An 18,532-nucleotide genomic window follows, 5' to 3' on the forward strand; every position below is an offset into this window, starting at 1 on the left:
CGGCGAACCTATCTGAAACACCGACAACCACGTCGAGCAGGGTTCTTGCGGAAATATACCCGCCACCGTGTGAGCTGAACCATATTCCGAATGTTTGCTGGGACACACCTTTTGCCGCCGAGGCGGTAGCGGAACATGTCCGCTACCGCCTCGGGGTTTCGCTCGGCCGGCCGCCTCAGGCGTTCGGTCCGTACTCCTCCAGCATCTCGGTGACCAGCGCGGCGATCGGCGAGCGCTCGCTGCGGGTCAGGGTGACGTGGGCGAAAAGCGGGTGGCCCTTGAGCTTTTCGATCACCGCCGCGACACCGTCGTGGCGGCCGACCCGCAGGTTGTCGCGCTGGGCGACGTCGTGGGTGAGCACCACCCGCGACCCGCTGCCCAGCCGGCTGAGCACCGTGAGCAGCACATTGCGTTCCAGCGACTGCGCCTCGTCCACGATCACGAACGAATCGTGCAGCGACCGGCCGCGAATGTGGGTGAGCGGCAAGACCTCCAGCATGCCGCGGGAGAGCACCTCCTCCATCACCTCCGGGCTCGCCAGGCCGTCGAGGGTGTCGAAGACCGCCTGGGCCCACGGGCCCATCTTCTCGCTCTCACTGCCCGGTAGATAACCCAGCTCCTGACCGCCCACCGCGTACAGCGGCCGGAAGACCACCACCTTGCGCTGAGAACGCCGTTCCAGCACCGCTTCCAGGCCCGCGGTGAGCGCCAGCGCCGACTTGCCGGTACCGGCCTTACCTCCCAGTGAGACGATGCCCACACTCTCGTCCAGCAGCAGATCGAGGGCGATGCGCTGTTCGGCCGAGCGGCCGTGCAGGCCGAACGCCTCCCGATCGCCGCGCACCAGCTGCACCCGCTTGTCCGCGGTCACCCGCGCCAGCGCGCTGCCGTTGGCGCCGAGCAGCCGAATCCCGGTGTGGCAGGGCAGGTCCCGGGCCTCGTCCAGATCGATGACCGAATCGGCGTAGAGCCGGTCGACGCAGTCGGCGCCGACCTCGAGTTCGGCCATCCCGGTCCAGCCGGAGATCACCACGTCCTGGGCGTGGTATTCCTCGGCGGGCAGGCCCACCGCGCCCGCCTTCACCCGCAGCGGAATGTCCTTGGACACCAGCACTACTCGCTGTCCCTCGGCGGCGAGGTTGAGCGCGCAGGCGAGGATGCGGGAATCGTTGGTGTCGGTGCGGAACCCGACCGGAAGCACCTCCGGGTCGGTGTGATTCAACTCCACCTGCAGCGTGCCGCCCTCGGTCCCGATCGGGACCCGCAGGTCCAACCGGCCGAATTCCAAACGCAGGTCGTCGAGATTGCGCAGGGCTTCGCGGGCGAACCAGCCGAGTTCGTGATGGTGCCGTTTGGCCTCCAGTTCGCTGATGACCACCAGCGGTAACACCACGTGATGTTCACCGAAACGCGTCATGGCCCAGGGGTCGGACAACAACACGGAGGTGTCGATCACGAAGGATTTGCGGGGCGAGGTGCCGGCTCCCTTTCCGGAGCCTCCGCTCTTGTCGGAGCGGGCTTTCGAGGGAGCGATGACGGAGCGTGCATCAGTCACGGTGGGCTCCTTTGTTGTCCGTGCCATACCCGCACGGACGTTCTCGCTGGGCCGGTCCGCCCTGGGGTCACACGACCCGAGGGCCGGGTACCGGCCCTCTCGTACTGAGTTGCTCAGCCACGATCAGAACCTCCCGGACGAGCCACAACGACGCGGCTCGCACTTCGACGGTACTGCGATTTCGCGGATCCGGCTCCCGAGATGACAGGCGTGTCGATGAATAGGTAGTTAACGCCGACCGGTAGCTATCGGTCAGCTACGGAGTTGCCCGGCTACTCGGCGGAACCCGCTAGAGTCGCTACATGAGCGATGTGGCAGAGCTGGAGAAGCTGTCGTCGAAGGAACTGCACGACCGCGCGGTCAAACACGCCGTCCGGCACGGCGACGTCAAGTTCCTGTGGCGGCTGCTGGAGCAGATTCCGGCGGCGGAGGCCGCCACTGGGAACATCGGCGAGAGCGAGGCGGACATCAAATACGTGCTGCCGATGCTCGACGACTATGTGCACTCCGGTGAGGGCAAGATCGCCGAGGCGTTGCGGCCGTTGTACATCGAATACCTCAGCACCCGCGACTGACCGCTCGGGGCTCGACGGCGCGCGCCGCGAACACTCACCCCCGCATCGTCGGACGGCGAAAAGCGCACGCGGACAAGGTCGCTCACAGATCGACCCCGGCGGCCGGGTCGGCTACCGGGGTCGATCGCGCTGCGGTGCGGCTCAGCCGAGCAGCTTCCAGTCCTCCAGGCCGTCGTAGAGCGGGAAGTCCTGGGCCAGCTTGGACACTCGCGCGCGCAGGGCCGCGAGATCGGCATTGCCCGCCAGCGCGGTGGCGATGATGTCGGACACCTCGGCGAATTCGGTGTCGCCGAAGCCGCGGGTGGCCAGCGCGGCGGTGCCGATGCGCAGGCCGGAGGTGACCATCGGCGGACGCGGGTCGAACGGAACGGCGTTGCGGTTCACCGTGATTCCGACCTCGTGCAGCAGATCCTCACCCTGCTGGCCGTCCATCTGCGAGTTGCGCAGATCGACCAGCACCAGGTGCACATCGGTGCCGCCGGTCAGCACGGTGACGCCGTTACCGGCGACATCGGCGGCGGTCAGGCGCTCGGCCAGAATCTTGGCGCCCGACAGGGTGCGCTCCTGGCGCTGCTTGAACTCCTCGGTGCCGGCGATCTTGAAGGCGGCGGCCTTCGCGGCGATCACGTGCATGAGCGGACCGCCCTGCTGGCCCGGGAACACGGCGCTGTTGAGCTTCTTCGCGTATTCCTGCTTGGCCAGGATCAGACCCGAACGCGGACCGCCGAGGGTCTTGTGCACGGTCGAGGACACCACATCCGCGTGCGGCACCGGCGAGGGGTGCAGACCGGCGGCGACCAGACCGGCGAAATGCGCCATGTCGACCCAGAGGTAGGCGCCGACCTCGTCGGCGATCTCGCGGAACGCCGCGAAGTCCAGGTGGCGGGGGTAGGCCGACCAGCCGGCCACGATCACCTTCGGCCGGACCTCGCGCGCCTGCTTGCGCAGCTCGTCCATGTCGACGCGGTGGTCTTCCTTGCTCACCCCGTAGGCGTGCACCTCGTAGAGCTTGCCGGAGAAGTTGAGCCGCATGCCGTGGGTGAGGTGACCGCCGTGCGCCAGATCCAGGCCGAGCAGTTTCTCGCCCGGATTCATCAGCGACATCAGCACCGCGGCGTTGGCCTGCGCGCCCGAATGCGGCTGCACGTTGGCGAATTCGGCGCCGAACAGCTCCTTGACCCGCTCGCGCGCGAGGTTCTCGACCACGTCGACGTGCTCGCAACCGCCGTAGTAGCGGCGACCGGGATAACCCTCGGCGTATTTGTTGGTCAGCACGCTGCCCTGCGCCTGCAGCACCGCGCGCGGCACGAAGTTCTCCGAGGCGATCATCTCGAGGGTGTCGCGCTCGCGGGCGAGTTCGCCCGCCATCGCGGCGGCGAGCTCGGGATCGAGATCGGCGAGCGACTGGGTGTTGACAGAGGGGGCGGTCGTCTGGGTCACGCGCACAGTCTATGTGGTGGCCCCCGGCCGCTCCGTCGTGGCCCGCAACGGCACCGGGCGCGGCGACCGCGACACCCGCCGAGACGTCATAGCGACTGCACACCGGCGGTTGCGCCCCCATAATCCGGGGCTGCCCGCTTCGTAAAAAAGGCGTAACATTCGCCGCGCTGTCGACGACTGTGACAGCGTCATCGACTCATTCGATCAAATCAGGGGTTCACATGCTGTTTTTCACCGCGGGTACCGGTAACTCGATTCAGGACATGCTTTTCGCGATCCTGAAGTCCGCCTGCACCATCTCCTCCGGCGGCAACGCCGGTTGTGCGGGCTGGGGCGCGTAGTAGCGCCGATACCTTTCGGCCGGATTCGCGAGTCGGGGCGCGGATCCGGTCGGTACTCGGAATCGGAATTCCGGCGAATAGATCGATAGCCCCGAATCGGATAGTGCGATGCCGATCACTGTCACCATTGTTTGCGCAGCGCCGCCGGGGTCAACGGCTCGTCGAGCAGCCGGCCGAAGCGCGCCACCCGATCGCCGGCGTCGACCGCGCGATCCAACCACCCGCCCAGCAGGCGATACCCCTCCACATAGGTGCTGATGTAGGCCCGCCACAGCGGCGAGGACAGAAAGCGCAGGGACTGCCGCGCGCGTTCGGGAGTGGTCAGACTCCAGCGCTGCAGGAATTCGGCGACCTCGTCGGCGCTGCGACCGCGATCGTGCAGCAACAGCGCCGCATCCTGGCGGACCGCGAGCAATTTCGCCGAGGCATTCGAGAGTCGTTGTGCGCGTTCGCCGTCGAATCGCAGACCGAGGTCGGCATAGATTCCCTGCGCCCAGATTCCCCAGTCCGGCCCGACGATCGATTTCAGCGCCAGATCCGCCAGCCCCTCGGCCATCAGGCATTGCGGCGTGTTCACCACGAACAGTGTCTGTTCGTCCTGTCCGGCCGCGACCAGTCCCGCCTCTTTACGGCAGTGTTCGGTGTGGTGACCCGGATACGCCTCGTGCGCGATCAACGCCGGCAACTGCGCCATATGTTGTTTGAGATCGGAATTGATCGCGACCCGGGATCGGAAATTACCGAGGTAGTAATTGAACCCCGACCACGGTTTGTCACCGACGATCTCGTATTCCACCTGCTCGTGATCCGGCAGCGGATAGCGTTCGCGCACCAACTCGCGCAGTGCGCCCGAGAATGCTTGTACACATTCGGTGAGGCGCTGCGGTGGAATCTCGTCGGCGCGCCGATGCGCGGTCATCCGGTCCAGCAGCGGGCCGTCACCGGCCAGCACCTCGTCGAGTTGCCGATGCGCGTCCCGGTAGTCCTCGACGTCGCCGAGCGCGATGTCGACGTCGAAATAGGAGCGCACCTCGTCGATGAAGGAGATGTCGTCACCGGCGAACTTGCGTCCCGAGCACTCCAGCGCCCGCAGATGTGCCTCGAGGAATTCGGTGCGCTGCTCGCTCAGCCCGGCCTCGGGCAGTTCCTTGCGCAGAGTGGCCGCCCGGTCCGCCAGCTCACGCGGCTGCGGCGCGGGCGCGGACTCCACGGCCCGGCGCAGCGCGGGGTCGCCGGTGTAGGCGTCGACGAAGCCGGGTTCCAAGCGATCGAATGCCAGTCCCAGGCGCAGATATTCGGTGACGAGCGGATGCGCGTGCATGACATCCGACGATAGCCGCTTCCCTCTTCCCAGCCTCGTCGGCGACCGAAACCCGGCGGTGAGGAGAGAATTGTCACCAAGGGTTACTGGCGAGTAATAACACCCCGCGTTCGGCGCGGTGCCCGCCCCGAGGAGAATTCGCCTATGCGAGGACTGTCGAGCGCATTTCGCCGCGCCGGGCACGGCACAGGTTCACCGGTGACATCGTTGCGGGTGGTGGCGCGCCCGCCCGGCGGGGGGACTCCGGACCGGGAGTGTGTGTAGGTGGGCCGGATGAGCGAGCCGAGTCCGTATGTCGAATTCGATCGCAAACAATGGCGCACCCTGCGTAAATCGACTCCCCTGATCCTCACCGAGGAAGAACTGATCGGCCTGCGCGGTCTCGGCGAGCAGATCGATCTCGAAGAAGTCGCCGAGGTCTATCTGCCGCTGGCCCGGTTGATCCATCTCCAGGTCGCCGCCCGGCAGCGACTGTTCGCCGCGACCGCGACCTTCCTGGGTGAAACCCATCCCGACCATCAGGTGCCGTTCGTCATCGGCATCGCGGGCAGCGTGGCGGTCGGAAAATCGACCACCGCCCGCGTCCTGCAGGCCCTGCTCGCGCGCTGGGATCACCACCCGCGCGTCGACCTGGTGACCACCGACGGATTCCTCTATCCCACAGTCGAGCTCACCCGGCGCGGCATCATGCATCGCAAGGGTTTTCCGGAGAGCTACAACCGGCGCAAGCTGCTGCGTTTCGTCACCGAGGTCAAATCCGGCGCGCCCGAGGTGTGCGCGCCGATGTATTCGCATCTCGCCTACGACATCATGCCGGACCAGTTCCACTGCGTGCGCCAGCCCGACATCCTCATCATGGAGGGGCTCAACGTTCTGCAGACCGGGCCGCGGCTGATGGTCTCGGATCTGTTCGACTTCTCGATCTACGTCGATGCGCGCATCGAGAACATCGAGCGGTGGTATGTGGATCGTTTTCTCTCCCTGCGGAAAACGGCGTTCGCGGACCCGCAGTCGCATTTCCACCACTACGCGAAATTCAGCGATTCCGAGGCGACCATCGCCGCTCAGGAGATCTGGAACGCCACCAACCGCCCGAATCTGGTGGAGAACATCCTGCCGACCCGGCCGCGCGCAACCCTGGTGCTGCGCAAGGACTCCGACCACAGCATCAACCGGATCCGGCTGCGCAAACTCTGATCCGGTTCCGCCTCACGCCGGCCAAGCCGCGTCGAGCCGGGCGGCGACATCGATATCGCGGACGGCCGCGATATGCGGTTTGCGGATCTCGTTGGCCACATAGCGGGCGACGAACCGGCGGATCTCGTGATCGACGCTGGCCAGCAGCCGCAAAAGTTGGCCGCGCCGGGTCGCGGTCGCCACATCGATCCGCACATCGCCGGGATGCGGTTCGGCGATGTCGATGACGATCCGCAGCGGCGCCGCGGTGCGGACCGTCAGGTGGACGTGGACGAAGCCGGTGACCTCGAAACGGTGACGATCGACGGCGAGATCCAGCAGCAGATCGATATCGAGCGGGATGGCGAGCTCGAAACCGACGACCTCGCCGACCGAGCGTTCCAGTACCGGATCACCGAGCTGCACCTGCGCCGAGGCCTTCGCCAGATGCGCCGGGCCCACCCCGATCGGGCCGAAATCGAATGCGCTGCCTGCCAATTGGCCGAAAACTGCGGCAATCCGCTGTTCGGAGGCGGCATAGGCCACGAATCGCCGGCCGAATTCGGCATAGGTGACGTAGGGCACCGGCGTTCCGGCCACCTTTGTCGCACCGCCCGGCCCGGTCCGCATCTCGCTCATGTTCGCGACGGTACGCGCGCGGGGCGCCGGATCGGGGGATGATCTTGCAATGCAATACATCCTGCGCCGGGCCGTTATCTGCGGCCCGCCCGCTCATACCCCGTAACGGCGATGGCGCGCGGCGTAGTCGCGCAGTGCGCGCAGGAAGTCGACGCGGCGGAACTCCGGCCAGTAGGCCTCGGTGAACCAGATCTCGGAGTAGGCGCTCTGCCACAGCAGGAAACCCGAGAGCCGCTGCTCCCCCGAGGTGCGGATGACCAGATCCGGATCGGGCTGGCCCGAGGTGTAGAGATGCTGGCCGATGGCGTTGACCGTGATCGACTGCACCAGGTCCTCCCCGGTCTCCCCGGCCGCGATCTCCTGCCGGACCAGCGAGCGCACCGCGTCGGCGATCTCCTGGCGGCCGCCGTAGCCGATGGCCACGTTCACGTGCACACCCGCGCGACCGTGCGTTTCGTCGGCCGCCTTCTCCATGCGGCGCGCGACGTCCTCGGGCAGGCCCTTCAGCGACCCGACGATGCGCACACCCCAGTTGTTCTCCGGTGCGGACAGTTCCTCGACCACATCGGTGATCACCTCGAACAGGGTTTCCAGTTCGTCGGCCGAGCGGCTGAGATTCTCGGTCGAGAGCAGATACACCGTCACCATCTCGATGCCCTCGGCCTGGCACCAGCCGACCAGTTCGGCGATCTTCAGCGCACCCACCCGGTGGCCGTGGGTGACGTCGGTGAAGCCGTTCTCCCGCGCCCAGCGGCGATTTCCGTCACAGACGACCGCGACGTGACGCGGATGCTGTTTGCCTGCCAGCTGTTTCGACAGCTGCGCCTCGTAGATGCGATAGGGCAGGTTGCGCACCTTACCGCTGAGCACCCGACTAGCAAGCTTCACGGCTGCCAAGCTTATCCACCTCTCGCGTGCCGCCCGAGTTCTCCGCCACATTCTGCTGCGCAGTGATGGCAGCGGACGCCACGATCAGTTCCCCGGTTCCGATCGACCCTATCGCGGCGGCGTCCGGCACGCGGAGCCTACTGCCGGTACAGTGACCGAAGAACTAACCTACGCAACCGTAGGTTACTCAGGAGGTAACCAGTGACCGAACGGGTGAGCTCGGCAGATCCGGTCCTCGGGAAGGTGTCCGCGCTCGAGCATCTGGCCGAGGAGGGTCTGCGCACCCTGGCCGTCAAACCGCGGATGCGCGGCTGGATCCACACCTACGCGGTCGGCGTCGCGGCGGTCGCCGTGGCCGTGCTGGTCGCGGCCGCGGCAACCGTGTCCGCCACCGCGGGCTGGTCGACACTGGTCTACGGCGTGACCGTCTGCGGCATCTTCGGCATCAGCGCGATCTACCACCGCGTGACCTGGCAGTCCCCGCGCACCCGGATCCGCATGAAGCGCGCGGACCATTCGATGATCTTCCTGTTCATCGCCGGCAGCTACACCCCGTTCGCCCTGCTGGGACTGCCCGGCAGCACCGGGCTCACCCTGCTGAGCGTGGTCTGGGCCGGCGCCGTGGCCGGGGTGGCGCTGAAAGTGCTGTGGCCGGCCGCGCCGCGCTGGGTCGGGGTGCCGCTGTATCTGCTGCTGGGCTGGGCCATCGTGCCGGTCGCGGCGACACTGACCCACAACGTGGGCGTCACACCGATGGTGCTGCTCCTGATCGGCGGCATCGCCTACAGCGTCGGGGCGATCCTGTACGCCGCGAAATGGCCGAATCCGTGGCCGGAGGTCTTCGGTCACCACGAATTCTTCCATGCGGCAACGGTTCTCGCGGCCCTGTGCCATTACGTCGCGATCTGGTTGGTCGTATTCTCGTAGGGCAAGATCACCGGTAACCTGCCACGGCCACATGCGCGGGTTCTATGCTCGTTCGTGCTGTACGTCCGAAACCGGTAACACCGAACCACACCACTGCCAGGGGCTATGACCAGTCGACTCGTGCTCTGGGCCCTGCGTGCGCGCTGGGGCCTTTCGACGGTGGTGATGGTCTGCAACCTCGGCGGCCTCGCGGTCATCGTCGTCGAATTGTGGTTGAGCGGATTTCTCGGCAACCTCGGCGAGGACTGGCTCAGCGCGGTCGCCCAGACCGCGATCTATCCGGTGATCGGCGCACTGGCCGGCATCGTGCTGGCGGTGCGCGACCGGGTGTACTACTTCAGCTGGATCGACCAGACCCGCCGGCCCACCCGGCCCGAAGCCGAACGACTGCTGAAACTGCCCATCGCGATCACCGTCCGGGCGCTGGCCATCTGGATACCGGGCGTCGCCATCGCCACGGCACTGTTCGCCCAGGTGGTGCCCACCCGGGCCCTGTGGGCGATCGGCGCGATGTTCTTCCTGGGCGGGCTGGAGTCGGCGGGCTTCACCTTCCTGGTGGTGGACCGGCTCATCCGGCCGACGATTCCGGTGATCGCGCGGGTGCTCGGCGGTACCTCGCACTGGAGTGCCACCGTGCTCAACCGGCTGGTCATCTCCTGGGCGGTGGCCGGCGCGATGCCACTATTGATGTTGATCACCGTCCTCGGCGATCCCGTGGCCGACGCCACCGACCGGGTGCGGACCGCGCTGTACATGTCGCTGGTCGGTCTGCTGGTCGGGGCACTGACCACCGCCACCCTGGCCCGATCGGTGGCGGCGCCGCTGGGAACGCTGCGGCGCGCGCTGGACCGGATCGCGCGCGGCGAACTCTCCGCACGCGTGCCGATCACCAGCGCCAGTGAGATCGGGCGCCTGGAACTGTCGGTGAACGAACTGGCCGAGAATCTGTCCGAACGCGAACGCATGCGCGACGTCTTCGGCCGCCACGTCGGCAACGAGGTGGCCGAACGCGCGCTGGCCGGCGGCGTCGACCTGACCGGCGACGTGCGGGTGGTGACCGCGCTGTTCGTCGATGTGACCGGATCGGTGGAGATGTCCACCGAACTCGCGCCGCGCGAGTTCGTCGACCAGCTGAACCGGCTGCTGGCCGTGGTCGTCTCGGCGACCGAGGACAACGGCGGGCTGGTCAACAAATTCGAGGGCGATGCGGCCCTGTGCATCTTCGGTGCGCCGATCGCCCTGGGCGACAACGCGACTCCCGCTCTGCGCGCCGCGCGCCGCATCCGCGACGAGGTGGCCCTCGGTGGTGAATTCGATATCGGCATCGGCCTGGCACGCGGCAGCGTGTTCGCCGGCGACGTGGGTACCGACACCCGGCTGGAATACACCGTGATCGGCGACGCCGTGAACGAGGCCTCCCGGCTCACCACCGAGGCCAAGGAGGTCCCCCGCCGGATCCTGGCCAGCCAGGCAGTGATCGACGCGGCGACCGAATCCGAACGGTCCCGCTGGGTGCTCTACGACAAGATCCAGCTGCGGGGCCGGCGGGAGCCGACGGCGTGCTGGACCGACCGCAAACCGGTGGGGTTGGGCGCGGACGCTCCGGTCGAGGAGTGAGGGCGGTGGCGCCGGATGCCGCGCACCGCTCGTCACGCGGCCCTTGGGCGACCCGTCGACCACGCCGTGGACGCGGTCGTCCCGGCCGAGGAGCAGCGGGCCGCTCGGTCGGCGGCTGCGGACCGGTCGGTACTTCGCCGCTGATTTCGTCGCCGACGAGCGGCTCTCGGGGCCGGGATCAGGAGCCTACGAGCGCAGCGCGCACCTCTCGCGGTTCCGATACCGGCAGGTCGCACACGGTGCCGCGGCACACGTAGGCCGCGGGGGCGCCGCCCCGGGCGGGTCGGTCCGTGAGCAGTGGGACCGAATCGGATTGCCCCGCAACGACCACCGCACCTCCGGGAGCGAAACGACGTGCGGTGCGCAGCAATTCGGCCGTCGCCCGGGTGTCGGGCGATTGCGAGATCGCGATCTGGATCGGCCCGGCCAGCGCGGCTTCGGCGACGCTGAGCCACTGCCCGCCGGAGCGCGGCGCCCGGGCCAGGACGATGGCGCCGGCGTTCAGGGTGGCATCGGCCAGCGTGCGGTAGCGAGCTGCGCGGTCCGGGGCACTCAGGGCGGAGGCGGTGAGCAGGGTTTCGGCGAAGGCGGAGGCCCCGGCCGGGGTCGCCCCGTCGAGCGGGTCGCGCGGCCGGGCGACGAGTTGCTCGGCATCGGCGGCCGTGTCGAACCAACTGCCGGGCTGCGCCGGATCCTCGAAAAGGGTTGCGGCGGCGTCGATCAGCTGCTGCGCACGATCGAGCCAGGACAGTTCGCCGGTGGCCTGGTGCAGGGCCAGCAGTCCGGTCGCCAGCCATGCGTAGTCTTCGAGCACACCGGGCGCGCTACCGGTCGCGCCGCCCAGCGAGGCGCGCACCAAACGGCCGTCGACCAGATGGCGGTCCAGCAGGTATCGCGCGCACCGGGCCGCGGCGTCGATCCATTCCGGCCGGTCGTGGGCGGCACCGGCCTCGGCGAGGGCGGTGATCGCGATACCGTTCCACGCGGTGACCACCTTGTCGTCACGCTCGGGTTGCGGCCGTCGGTCCCGCACCGCGCGCAGCCGCTGCCGGATGTCGTCGAAGCGGCGGGCGTCGGCAGGGTCCTCCCCCGGACCTGCGCCGGGGTCGGTGTATCGGGTGAGCACGGAGGTCCCGTGTTCGAACGTGCCCTCGGCCGTCACACCGAATGTCGCTGCGGCCCAAGGGCCGTCTTCGGGACCGAGTGCGTCCGTGAGCTGCTGCGGCGTCCACACGTAGGTGGCGCCTTCGATACCGGGCGCACCCGGCTCCACGTGGGTGTCGGCGTCGAAGGCCGAGGCGAACCCGCCCTCGGCGGTCAGCAGATCGGTGAGCAGGAAGGCGGCGGTTTCCTCGGTGATCCGTTGCGGCAGTGAGGCGCTCGCATCCGGAGCGCCGCTCGACTCCAGCCGCGCCAGATGCGCGTAGGCACGCAGGAGTTGCGCATTGTCGTAGAGCATCTTCTCGAAATGCGGAACCACCCAGGCGGCATCGACCGAGTAGCGGGCGAACCCGCCGCGCAGCTGATCGTAGATACCGCCGCGAGCCATGGCGGCACAGGTAGCCGAAACCGCCTGTCGCGCAGCGTCTTCGCCGGTGCGCTCGTAATGGCGCAGCAGCCCCTCCAGCAGCGCCGAGGGCGGGAACTTCGGCGCCCCACCGAATCCGGCGTAGCGCTCGTCGACATCGCGCAACACCGCGGCGACCGCGTGCGCGAGCAGCTCCGGAGTGACGGTCAGCTCACTCGCGGGCAGTCCGGCACCCTGGTCCCGCAACGCCTGCGCGACCTGACCGGCGGCCTGGTCGACCTCGTCGCGGCGATTGGTCCAGGTGTCGGTGACCGCGGTCAGCAGCTGAGTGAACGACGGCATACCGCCGCGCGGCGACTTCGGATAGTAGGTGCCGCAGTAGAACGGCTCCCCGGCCGGCGTGAGGAAACACGTCATCGGCCAGCCACCCTGCCCGGTCATCGCGACGGTCGCGGACATGTACACCGCGTCGATGTCGGGCCGTTCCTCCCGATCGACCTTCACACAGACGAAATTCGCGTTCATCAGCTCGGCGGTGGCCGGATCGGCGAACGATTCGTGCGCCATCACATGACACCAGTGACACGAGGCGTAACCGACCGACAGCAGGATCGGCACGTCCCGCGCTCGCGCCTCCTCGAGCGCCTCGGCCCCCCATTCCCGCCAGTCGACGGGGTTGTCGGCATGCTGGCGCAGGTAGGGCGATGTCGCGTCGGCCAAGCGATTCATGGCTCCACCCTCCCACAGGACCGACACCCAGCAACACCCGTCGACCGGTCAGCCGAGCCGCACGGCCGCGCGCGATATTCCTCGACGCGATGCAGGCGGTACGCACACGCTTGCGCGCCACAGCCATCACCCCGACTCGCAAACCGCCTGACCGATTCGCTGGTCAACGGCTCGCGCCGGTCCGTGAAGCGAGGACACGGAGTCGGACGAACTCGGATTCGACCGGGCGGCTGCGCACCAAAGCCTTCCGCGCCCTATGGGGTCGCCGCCGTCCCACCGTCCAGTCTCTGTCGCGCGGCCTCGATCTCGGGTGACAGCTGCCGATGCAGTTCCGGCGCATGGGTTTCCACAACAGACCAGACGATATCGTCGTCGACGAGCCAATAGTTGTGGGCGATTCGATTACGCATGCCTTTGATCAGTCGCAGCGGGACCTCCGGATGGGCGGACAACCAGTCGTCACCCAGTCGCTCGAGGTCGGCGGGCCAATCTGATCACACCGAACTGACACGCCCGGGCCACCGCGATATCGGAGTCGTAAACCTCTCGGCCGCGGGCGCACAGATCAGCCATTTCGGTGAGCGTCGCTGCGAGGAACAGTAGTCGCTCATCCACACGCGACCTGGTCATGCGGCGAATGCCAGTGGGAGACGGTCACGTTCGAGTCCCTGGCGTAGGAGCTCGTTACGATCCAGTTCGGTGGTCGTCACCACGTCGACCGGGCACCCCAGAACGTCGGCGATGTCCTCAGCCAGGCCGAAGATATCGACGACCGAGCTGCCAGGCAAGAGTTCCACCAGCAGATCGAGATCGGATCCGGGACGGTCTTCTCCGCGTGCAACGGAGCCGAACACCCATGCACGCACGACGGGATACCTCATCAGAACCTGGGCGAACTCGGCCCGGTATCGATCCAGGAGTTCGCTGGGGCGCACCGTGTTCACCAGCCCGGTATCGAGCCGGAAGCCCGCCGCGGCGAGAATCCGTTCGAGCATGGCCACGGACGGCTGCCTGCGACCCGATTCGATGTTCGCAACGCTGGACTGGGCGACCCCCGCACGCTGGGCAAGCTCACGCTGGGACAACCCGCGACGCGTTCGTGCGTCGAGGACAAGTTTCGCCGCCGTACTGTGCGAGGCTGCCACACGAGAATGATAGCGGATCCGCTATCAGGTGAGAAGGCGACGCTGATGCCGTCTCCTCGCCAATCGCCCTTTTCTCGCCGCTGTCCACCGGCTCGACGCTCGCTAGCACTACTCGGGCGGGGGGAGCAGCGGCCCCAGCGGGCCGAGGTCGATGTTGAGGTCTTCCGGGGTCAGGCCGAAGTGTTCGCGCAGTTCCGCCATGCGTTGTTCGAGCAGCATCAGGGTGGTTCCGATGCGTTCGACCTGGGTGTCGGTGAGGTCGCCGGCGTCGACGCGGCGCAGCGCCTGGCGCTCCATCAGTTGGCGTAGCAGCTCCACCAGGATGAGCACGAGGGTGACCAGTCCGCGCTCGACGGATTCCGGGTCGGTGTCGATACGCGGTGGGATACCGCCGAATTCAGTCATCGGCGTGCTTGTCGGGCGACGCGGACAGGGCCGGCGGAAACAGGGTGCTGATCGAGGAGATGAGGGCGCGCAGCGAGATCTGCACCAGATCCACGTCGGCGATGGCGAGTCTGATGTCGCCGGTGATGATCACACCGCCCGCCAGCACCCGGTCCAGGAGGTCCACCAGCGCGATACGCCGCTCGGTGTCGACGGCGCGATCGGGCGGTGACGTGCCGGCGCGCGTCATGTCGGCCCGGGTCATGTCTGCTCGCGTTGTACGCCCGCGAACGAATACGGCGGCCACGGACCGGTGAGCTCTAATCTGATGCCGGGGAATTCGGCGCCGAGCGCGGTGACGGTCGCCGTGAAGTCCTCGGTCCGGTCGTCGTCGACGAGGTAGGTGCCGTTGAGCACCATCCAGTCGCGCCGGCCGCTCACCGCCGGGTCGGTCAGCGGCTGACACCGTCCGGCCGCGGCCCGGCGCAGCAACCGCGCGTGCACCTGCGCCGCCCGCTCGGCCGCATCGCGTTCGACGGTTTCCTGCGCGGACAATTGCGCACGCCGCCGGGCCAGATACGCCGCGCCCGGCGTCATGGTGCCGGCGTCGGCCTTCGCCTCGGCGACCGCGGCGGTGAGGGCGGCGCGGTCACCGTACGCGCGCACTCCCCACTCGGTGCGCCCGCTCACCAATTCCAGCGCGGCGACGAAATCCGCTCGCCGTTCGTCGAGCAACTCCCGCACCCGGTCGTCGTCGCGGAAGACGGTGGCCAGCCGCAACGGAACGGCCGGACCGCGACGGACCACCGCCGAGACCACCGCGTCGTGGGCCCGTGCCGTCGCCTCCAGCCAGTCCAGGTCCTCGAAGTTCCGGCGCAGCGGTTCCTCGCCGAACACGTCCAGCGGAACCGAGCCCACGACCGCGGTGAGATCGCCCGAAACCACCGTGCGCACCGACTCTCCCGCGACTCCGGCCGGCCCGTCGGGCGCGATCGCGTCGTCGCGAGACGCCGCCACGGCGTACAACCAGACCGCCCGATCACCGGTCACGGCCGGTCCTTCGCGGCTCGCGGGCACGTTCGATGGGCTCCGGGCGTTCGGCCGCCCCCTCCAGTTGGGCGATCCGCTCGCGGAGTTTCCGATTCTCGAGTTCGAGGTCGTTGTCCTGCTTCTCCAGCGTGTGTGCCTTGCTGTTGAGCCAGGGATCGGTCTCCCACCAGTCGATGCCCACCGACTTGGCCGTCTCCAGCGAGGCGATCACCAACCGCAGTTTGATGGTGAGCAGTTCGATGTCGAGAAGATTGACCTGGATATCGCCCGCGATCACCAGACCCTTGTCGAGGACTCGTTCCAGGATGTCGGCGAGGTTGGTCGAGTGCCCGCCGCCGCCCCCGCCGCCGAAGGGCTGCGGCGCGTACGACTCACCTCCGACTACCGTCATCACCGCCCCCTCGGGGCGATGTCGGTGCTGCCGCGGTGGTAGCGCCCGGTTCTGCGGTAGGCCAGCAGATTCTCGTCGAAATCGATCTCCACCTGATAGGTCGCCATGATGTCCGCCGACGACGGGATGCGGCGATCCTCGAGCACCTCGATCTCCACCAGCCAGCCGTCGTCGGTCGGCTCCACGCTCGTGACGCCCTGGAGCTGGTTCGACGTCAGTTCCGCGAGGCATTCGACCGCGACCCCGGCGGCCTGCGCCGCGGTCAGGGGCGGTTGTTCGTCCGATGTCTGGGCATCGTCGGGGATGGTGTCGCGGGCCACGGGAGTCACTTCTTCCGGTCGGTCGGACCTACCTCGGACCGGTCATCCGATTCAGGATCTCTTGCTGCGCTTGCGCGGCCTCCTCCGCGGATATCTCGCCGGCGGCCGCGGCGCGGTCGATGTCCTCGAGCTCGCGCCGCAACCTCACGGGATCGTGCATTTGCTGTTCGACCTGCTCCTGGATCAATTCACTCAGCCAGATCACGCCACGAACCGGCGCGGCGGGAAGCAGGAGAATCGATGAGATCACACCCATGCCTCACCCCTCCGGTGCTCGCTTCGTCACGAAGTCGTAGGCCGCCATCGGCCCGAGCAGACTCAACTCGACCCGGCCGTCCCAGTCCGACATGAGCCGGCGCAACACGTCCTCCAGCTCGTCCTGCCGGGCCGTTTCGACCAGCGCCGCGACGTGAACGGCATCCTCTTCGTGGGTGGGGTCGCGCAGATTGACCATCGCGTCGAGCTTCTCGAGTTCGGAAGTCACCTTGCGGGTGTCCTCGGCTCGCTTCGTCTCGATGGCCTGATTGATCATCTCGCCCAGCATGATTCGCTCGTTGCGGGTCGCATCCTCCGATTTCCCGCGGATCTCGTCTCGGAGGCGGGCGGCGTCGGCGTTCTCGTCGAGCAGTTCGCGCAGAATCGCGTCCTCGACGTAACGCCCTCTGATGACGAACTGTACCCGTCCCTCGAGTTCCACCAGAGCCGCGTGGAATTCGTCTTCGTTCGCCTCGAGCAGTTCCTTTTCCACCGCATCGGCATCGGTCATGACCGCGCCGAACCGCAGCGGCAGCACGGGGGCCACCGCCGCGGACCCGTCGAGAAGTTTCTCGTGGGCGGTGAGGTCCTGGGGTGTGCCCAGCGGCCGATTGGGGGCGAGCGGACTCACCAGCGCGGCGATATCGCCGTGTCGCACGACCGCGACCTCGCCCGGCGGATCGCCGACACCGGTGGCGTGGGGCTGCGGCTCGACGTCGGCGGGCACGATGCCGTAGACGTATACGGCCGTGGATTCGGCAGCCATCACCGCTCCTCACGCCTGGACGGGCGATGCACCGTCTGCCGCTTCTCCTGCACATCGCCGAGGAAGTCCGCGACCTTCTGACCCGCCGCGTCCAGTGCGCCCTTCGTCTTGTGCTTGGCTGCGCCTTCGGTGACATCGCCGACGATGTCGGTGATCCCCTTCGGCTCGCTGGTGGAAATCTCCAGCCGGTTCACCGCTTCGGCGAAACGTAGATAGGTGTCGACGCTGGCCACGACAACGCGCGCGTCGATGGTCACCAATTCGATGCCGACCAGCGACACTCTCGCGAATGCGTCGATGACCAGACCCTTGTCGAGAATGGTGTCGATTACGTCGGCCAGGCTGGACGAATTCGGCCGCGCCATGGTGCCGGCTCCACCTCCGCCGCCGCCTCCCGCGGGTTCGATCGTCATCTTCTTGCTCCTCCGCTCACACGTGGGCGGCGAGTGACCGAGCGCTTGCGGGCGGCCGTTCGGCGGCGAGGCGGCTCCGGTTCTTCCTCCTCGTCGGAATCGTGCTGATCCTCGTCCTGCTCGTCGTCCTCGTCTTCCTCGTCTTCTGTCTCATCCGGTTCTTCGTCGTCGAACGCTTCTTCGTCGGCGTTGTCCTCGTCGGCGTTGTCCTCGTCGGCGTTGCCTTCTTCGTGGTCCTCCTCGGCGTTCTCTTCCTCTTCGCGCTGTCGCGCCGTCTCGTCGTCTTCCACGACCTTGCCGTCGCGGATCTCGCCGTGCCAGCCGACGATGTCGTCGCCGTGTAGCACCGCATCGGTCATGACATGGCGCTGAAAGTGCTTGAGCTCCAACCGGCATCGACGTCCGGCGGCACGCCACATATTGGCGGTCTTCTCGAATACCCCCTGCGGGTGATATTCGAGCACCACCAGAATCCGCGTGAGGTTCGGGGTGAGCTCGTAGAAGCCGACGGCACCGTCGATATAGCCTTTGGCGCCCTTGGAACGCCATACGATCCGCTCGAACGGAATCTGTTCGATGATCGTGGATTCCCAGGTCCGTCTCGACCAGAACACCTTGCCGGTCCAGCTGAGTTTCTCGTCGGAGACCTGCTCGACCTGTTCGAGCTTCTTGGTGAATTTCGGGAAGTCCGCGAACTGCGTCCACTGGTCGTACGCCAGATCGATCGGCACGCCGACATCGATCTCCTCGACGATATTGGTCAGCTTCAGCTTCTTTCCGCCACCGCCTTTGCCACCCCCGGTCAGCGAATTCTTGATCGATTCGAACGTCTGCCCGGCCGAGTGCTTGAGTTTGCTCATACCTCCGCTCATGACGGCCTGCAGAGGGGAGCCCCCGCCGGCCAGCTTGTCGACGCCGGTCACCGCCGCGATCAGATTCCCTTCGCCACCCGCATAATCGTTCAACCGGCCGGCGGTTTTGGAGACCCGGGACGCCAGCCCTTCCACCGCGCGCTCGGCCAGCGTCCCCGCGAGGTTCTGCACCGACTGCTGGAGCGGGCCGGCCGGCTGAG

21 protein-coding genes are annotated in these 18,532 nt (G+C 67.4%); 4 read left to right on the forward strand and 17 right to left on the reverse strand.

Annotation, left to right across the window (positions count from 1 at the left end; all coding sequences use genetic code 11):
- Positions 1-175: 175 nt before the first annotated feature.
- Positions 176-1,555 carry an RNA 5'-3' helicase PhoH2 gene (gene phoH2, locus ON23_RS22465; protein WP_083904171.1) on the reverse strand — a complete coding sequence of 460 codons (1,380 nt, stop codon included), beginning with the start codon at positions 1,553-1,555 and terminating at the stop codon, positions 176-178.
- Positions 1,556-1,857: 302 nt separating this feature from the next.
- On the opposite strand from phoH2, the gene ON23_RS22470 reads away from it, so the two are divergent.
- The gene (locus ON23_RS22470; RefSeq protein ID WP_039780590.1) at positions 1,858-2,130 is read left to right on the forward strand and encodes a hypothetical protein; all 273 of its coding nucleotides are present in this window, start codon (positions 1,858-1,860) and stop codon (positions 2,128-2,130) included.
- Positions 2,131-2,271: 141 nt separating this feature from the next.
- Here the strand turns inward: ON23_RS22470 and glyA are convergent, their stop codons facing one another.
- Together glyA and ON23_RS22480 are read right to left on the reverse strand one after the other, a co-directional pair.
- Positions 2,272-3,570: a serine hydroxymethyltransferase gene (gene glyA / locus ON23_RS22475; RefSeq protein WP_039780609.1), complete on the reverse strand. Its 1,299-nt coding sequence runs from the start codon at positions 3,568-3,570 to the stop codon at positions 2,272-2,274.
- A 462-nt stretch (positions 3,571-4,032) separates the two neighbouring features.
- Positions 4,033-5,232 carry a hypothetical protein gene (locus ON23_RS22480; RefSeq protein WP_039780591.1) on the reverse strand — a complete coding sequence of 400 codons (1,200 nt, stop codon included), beginning with the start codon at positions 5,230-5,232 and terminating at the stop codon, positions 4,033-4,035.
- Positions 5,233-5,496: 264 nt separating this feature from the next.
- Between ON23_RS22480 and coaA the strand changes: the two genes are divergently transcribed.
- Positions 5,497-6,429: a type I pantothenate kinase gene (gene coaA / locus ON23_RS22485; protein WP_039780592.1), complete on the forward strand. Its 933-nt coding sequence runs from the start codon at positions 5,497-5,499 to the stop codon at positions 6,427-6,429.
- A 12-nt stretch (positions 6,430-6,441) separates the two neighbouring features.
- Here the strand turns inward: coaA and ON23_RS22490 are convergent, their stop codons facing one another.
- Both ON23_RS22490 and ON23_RS22495 read right to left on the reverse strand, forming a co-directional pair.
- Positions 6,442-7,047, reverse strand: coding sequence for a hypothetical protein (locus tag ON23_RS22490; protein WP_051043100.1), 606 nt, complete (start codon positions 7,045-7,047; stop codon positions 6,442-6,444).
- A gap of 93 nt (positions 7,048-7,140) precedes the next feature.
- Positions 7,141-7,935, reverse strand: coding sequence for an isoprenyl transferase (locus ON23_RS22495; RefSeq protein WP_062995431.1), 795 nt, complete (start codon positions 7,933-7,935; stop codon positions 7,141-7,143).
- A gap of 303 nt (positions 7,936-8,238) precedes the next feature.
- Here ON23_RS22495 and trhA point away from each other — a divergent pair, with 303 nt between their 5' ends.
- Together trhA and ON23_RS22505 are read left to right on the forward strand one after the other, a co-directional pair.
- Positions 8,239-8,862, forward strand: coding sequence for a PAQR family membrane homeostasis protein TrhA (trhA, locus tag ON23_RS22500; protein ID WP_051043108.1), 624 nt, complete (start codon positions 8,239-8,241; stop codon positions 8,860-8,862).
- A gap of 105 nt (positions 8,863-8,967) precedes the next feature.
- A complete protein-coding gene (locus tag ON23_RS22505) occupies positions 8,968-10,479 on the forward strand; it encodes an adenylate/guanylate cyclase domain-containing protein (protein WP_039780594.1) in 1,512 nt (503 codons plus the stop codon).
- A 178-nt stretch (positions 10,480-10,657) separates the two neighbouring features.
- Here ON23_RS22505 and ON23_RS22510 read toward each other — a convergent pair whose 3' ends face one another.
- The 12 genes from ON23_RS22510 to ON23_RS22565 form a co-directional block, all read right to left on the reverse strand.
- On the reverse strand, positions 10,658-12,736 hold the full coding sequence (locus ON23_RS22510) for a thioredoxin domain-containing protein (RefSeq protein WP_039780595.1): 2,079 nt from the start codon (positions 12,734-12,736) through the stop codon (positions 10,658-10,660).
- A gap of 254 nt (positions 12,737-12,990) precedes the next feature.
- A complete protein-coding gene (locus ON23_RS38895; RefSeq protein WP_210743848.1) occupies positions 12,991-13,188 on the reverse strand; it encodes a HepT-like ribonuclease domain-containing protein in 198 nt (65 codons plus the stop codon).
- A 174-nt stretch (positions 13,189-13,362) separates the two neighbouring features.
- Positions 13,363-13,881, reverse strand: coding sequence for a helix-turn-helix domain-containing protein (locus tag ON23_RS22520; protein ID WP_245556072.1), 519 nt, complete (start codon positions 13,879-13,881; stop codon positions 13,363-13,365).
- Positions 13,882-13,989: 108 nt separating this feature from the next.
- Positions 13,990-14,286, reverse strand: a complete 297-nt coding sequence (locus tag ON23_RS22525; protein ID WP_039780597.1) for a gas vesicle protein K — start codon at positions 14,284-14,286, stop codon at positions 13,990-13,992.
- Positions 14,279-14,530: a gas vesicle protein gene (locus ON23_RS22530; protein WP_086006965.1), complete on the reverse strand. Its 252-nt coding sequence runs from the start codon at positions 14,528-14,530 to the stop codon at positions 14,279-14,281. Before ON23_RS22530 ends, ON23_RS22525 begins: the two co-directional genes overlap by 8 nt.
- Positions 14,527-15,315 (reverse strand): GvpL/GvpF family gas vesicle protein, encoded by a 789-nt coding sequence (locus tag ON23_RS22535; protein WP_083904175.1) that lies wholly within the window; start codon positions 15,313-15,315, stop codon positions 14,527-14,529. The genes ON23_RS22530 and ON23_RS22535 overlap by 4 nt, the downstream gene beginning before the upstream one ends.
- Complete coding sequence (locus ON23_RS22540) at positions 15,305-15,706, reverse strand: gas vesicle protein (protein WP_039780598.1); 402 nt, start codon at positions 15,704-15,706, stop codon at positions 15,305-15,307. The genes ON23_RS22535 and ON23_RS22540 overlap by 11 nt, the downstream gene beginning before the upstream one ends.
- Entirely contained in the window at positions 15,706-16,026 is a 321-nt protein-coding gene (locus ON23_RS22545; protein WP_223273693.1) for a gas vesicle protein GvpO, read from the reverse strand. Before ON23_RS22545 ends, ON23_RS22540 begins: the two co-directional genes overlap by 1 nt.
- A gap of 28 nt (positions 16,027-16,054) precedes the next feature.
- Complete coding sequence (locus tag ON23_RS22550; protein WP_039780599.1) at positions 16,055-16,282, reverse strand: gas vesicle protein GvpG; 228 nt, start codon at positions 16,280-16,282, stop codon at positions 16,055-16,057.
- Between the two features lie 3 nt (positions 16,283-16,285).
- Positions 16,286-17,047 carry a GvpL/GvpF family gas vesicle protein gene (locus ON23_RS22555; RefSeq protein WP_051043104.1) on the reverse strand — a complete coding sequence of 254 codons (762 nt, stop codon included), beginning with the start codon at positions 17,045-17,047 and terminating at the stop codon, positions 16,286-16,288.
- Complete coding sequence (gene gvpJ, locus ON23_RS22560; RefSeq protein WP_174376512.1) at positions 17,047-17,460, reverse strand: gas vesicle protein GvpJ; 414 nt, start codon at positions 17,458-17,460, stop codon at positions 17,047-17,049. Before gvpJ ends, ON23_RS22555 begins: the two co-directional genes overlap by 1 nt.
- Positions 17,457-18,383, reverse strand: a complete 927-nt coding sequence (locus ON23_RS22565) for an SRPBCC family protein (RefSeq protein ID WP_306307142.1) — start codon at positions 18,381-18,383, stop codon at positions 17,457-17,459. Before ON23_RS22565 ends, gvpJ begins: the two co-directional genes overlap by 4 nt.
- Positions 18,384-18,532: the final 149 nt, after the last annotated feature.

Source organism: Nocardia cerradoensis NBRC 101014 (assembly GCF_000308535.1).
Lineage (GTDB): Bacteria > Actinomycetota > Actinomycetes > Mycobacteriales > Mycobacteriaceae > Nocardia > Nocardia cerradoensis.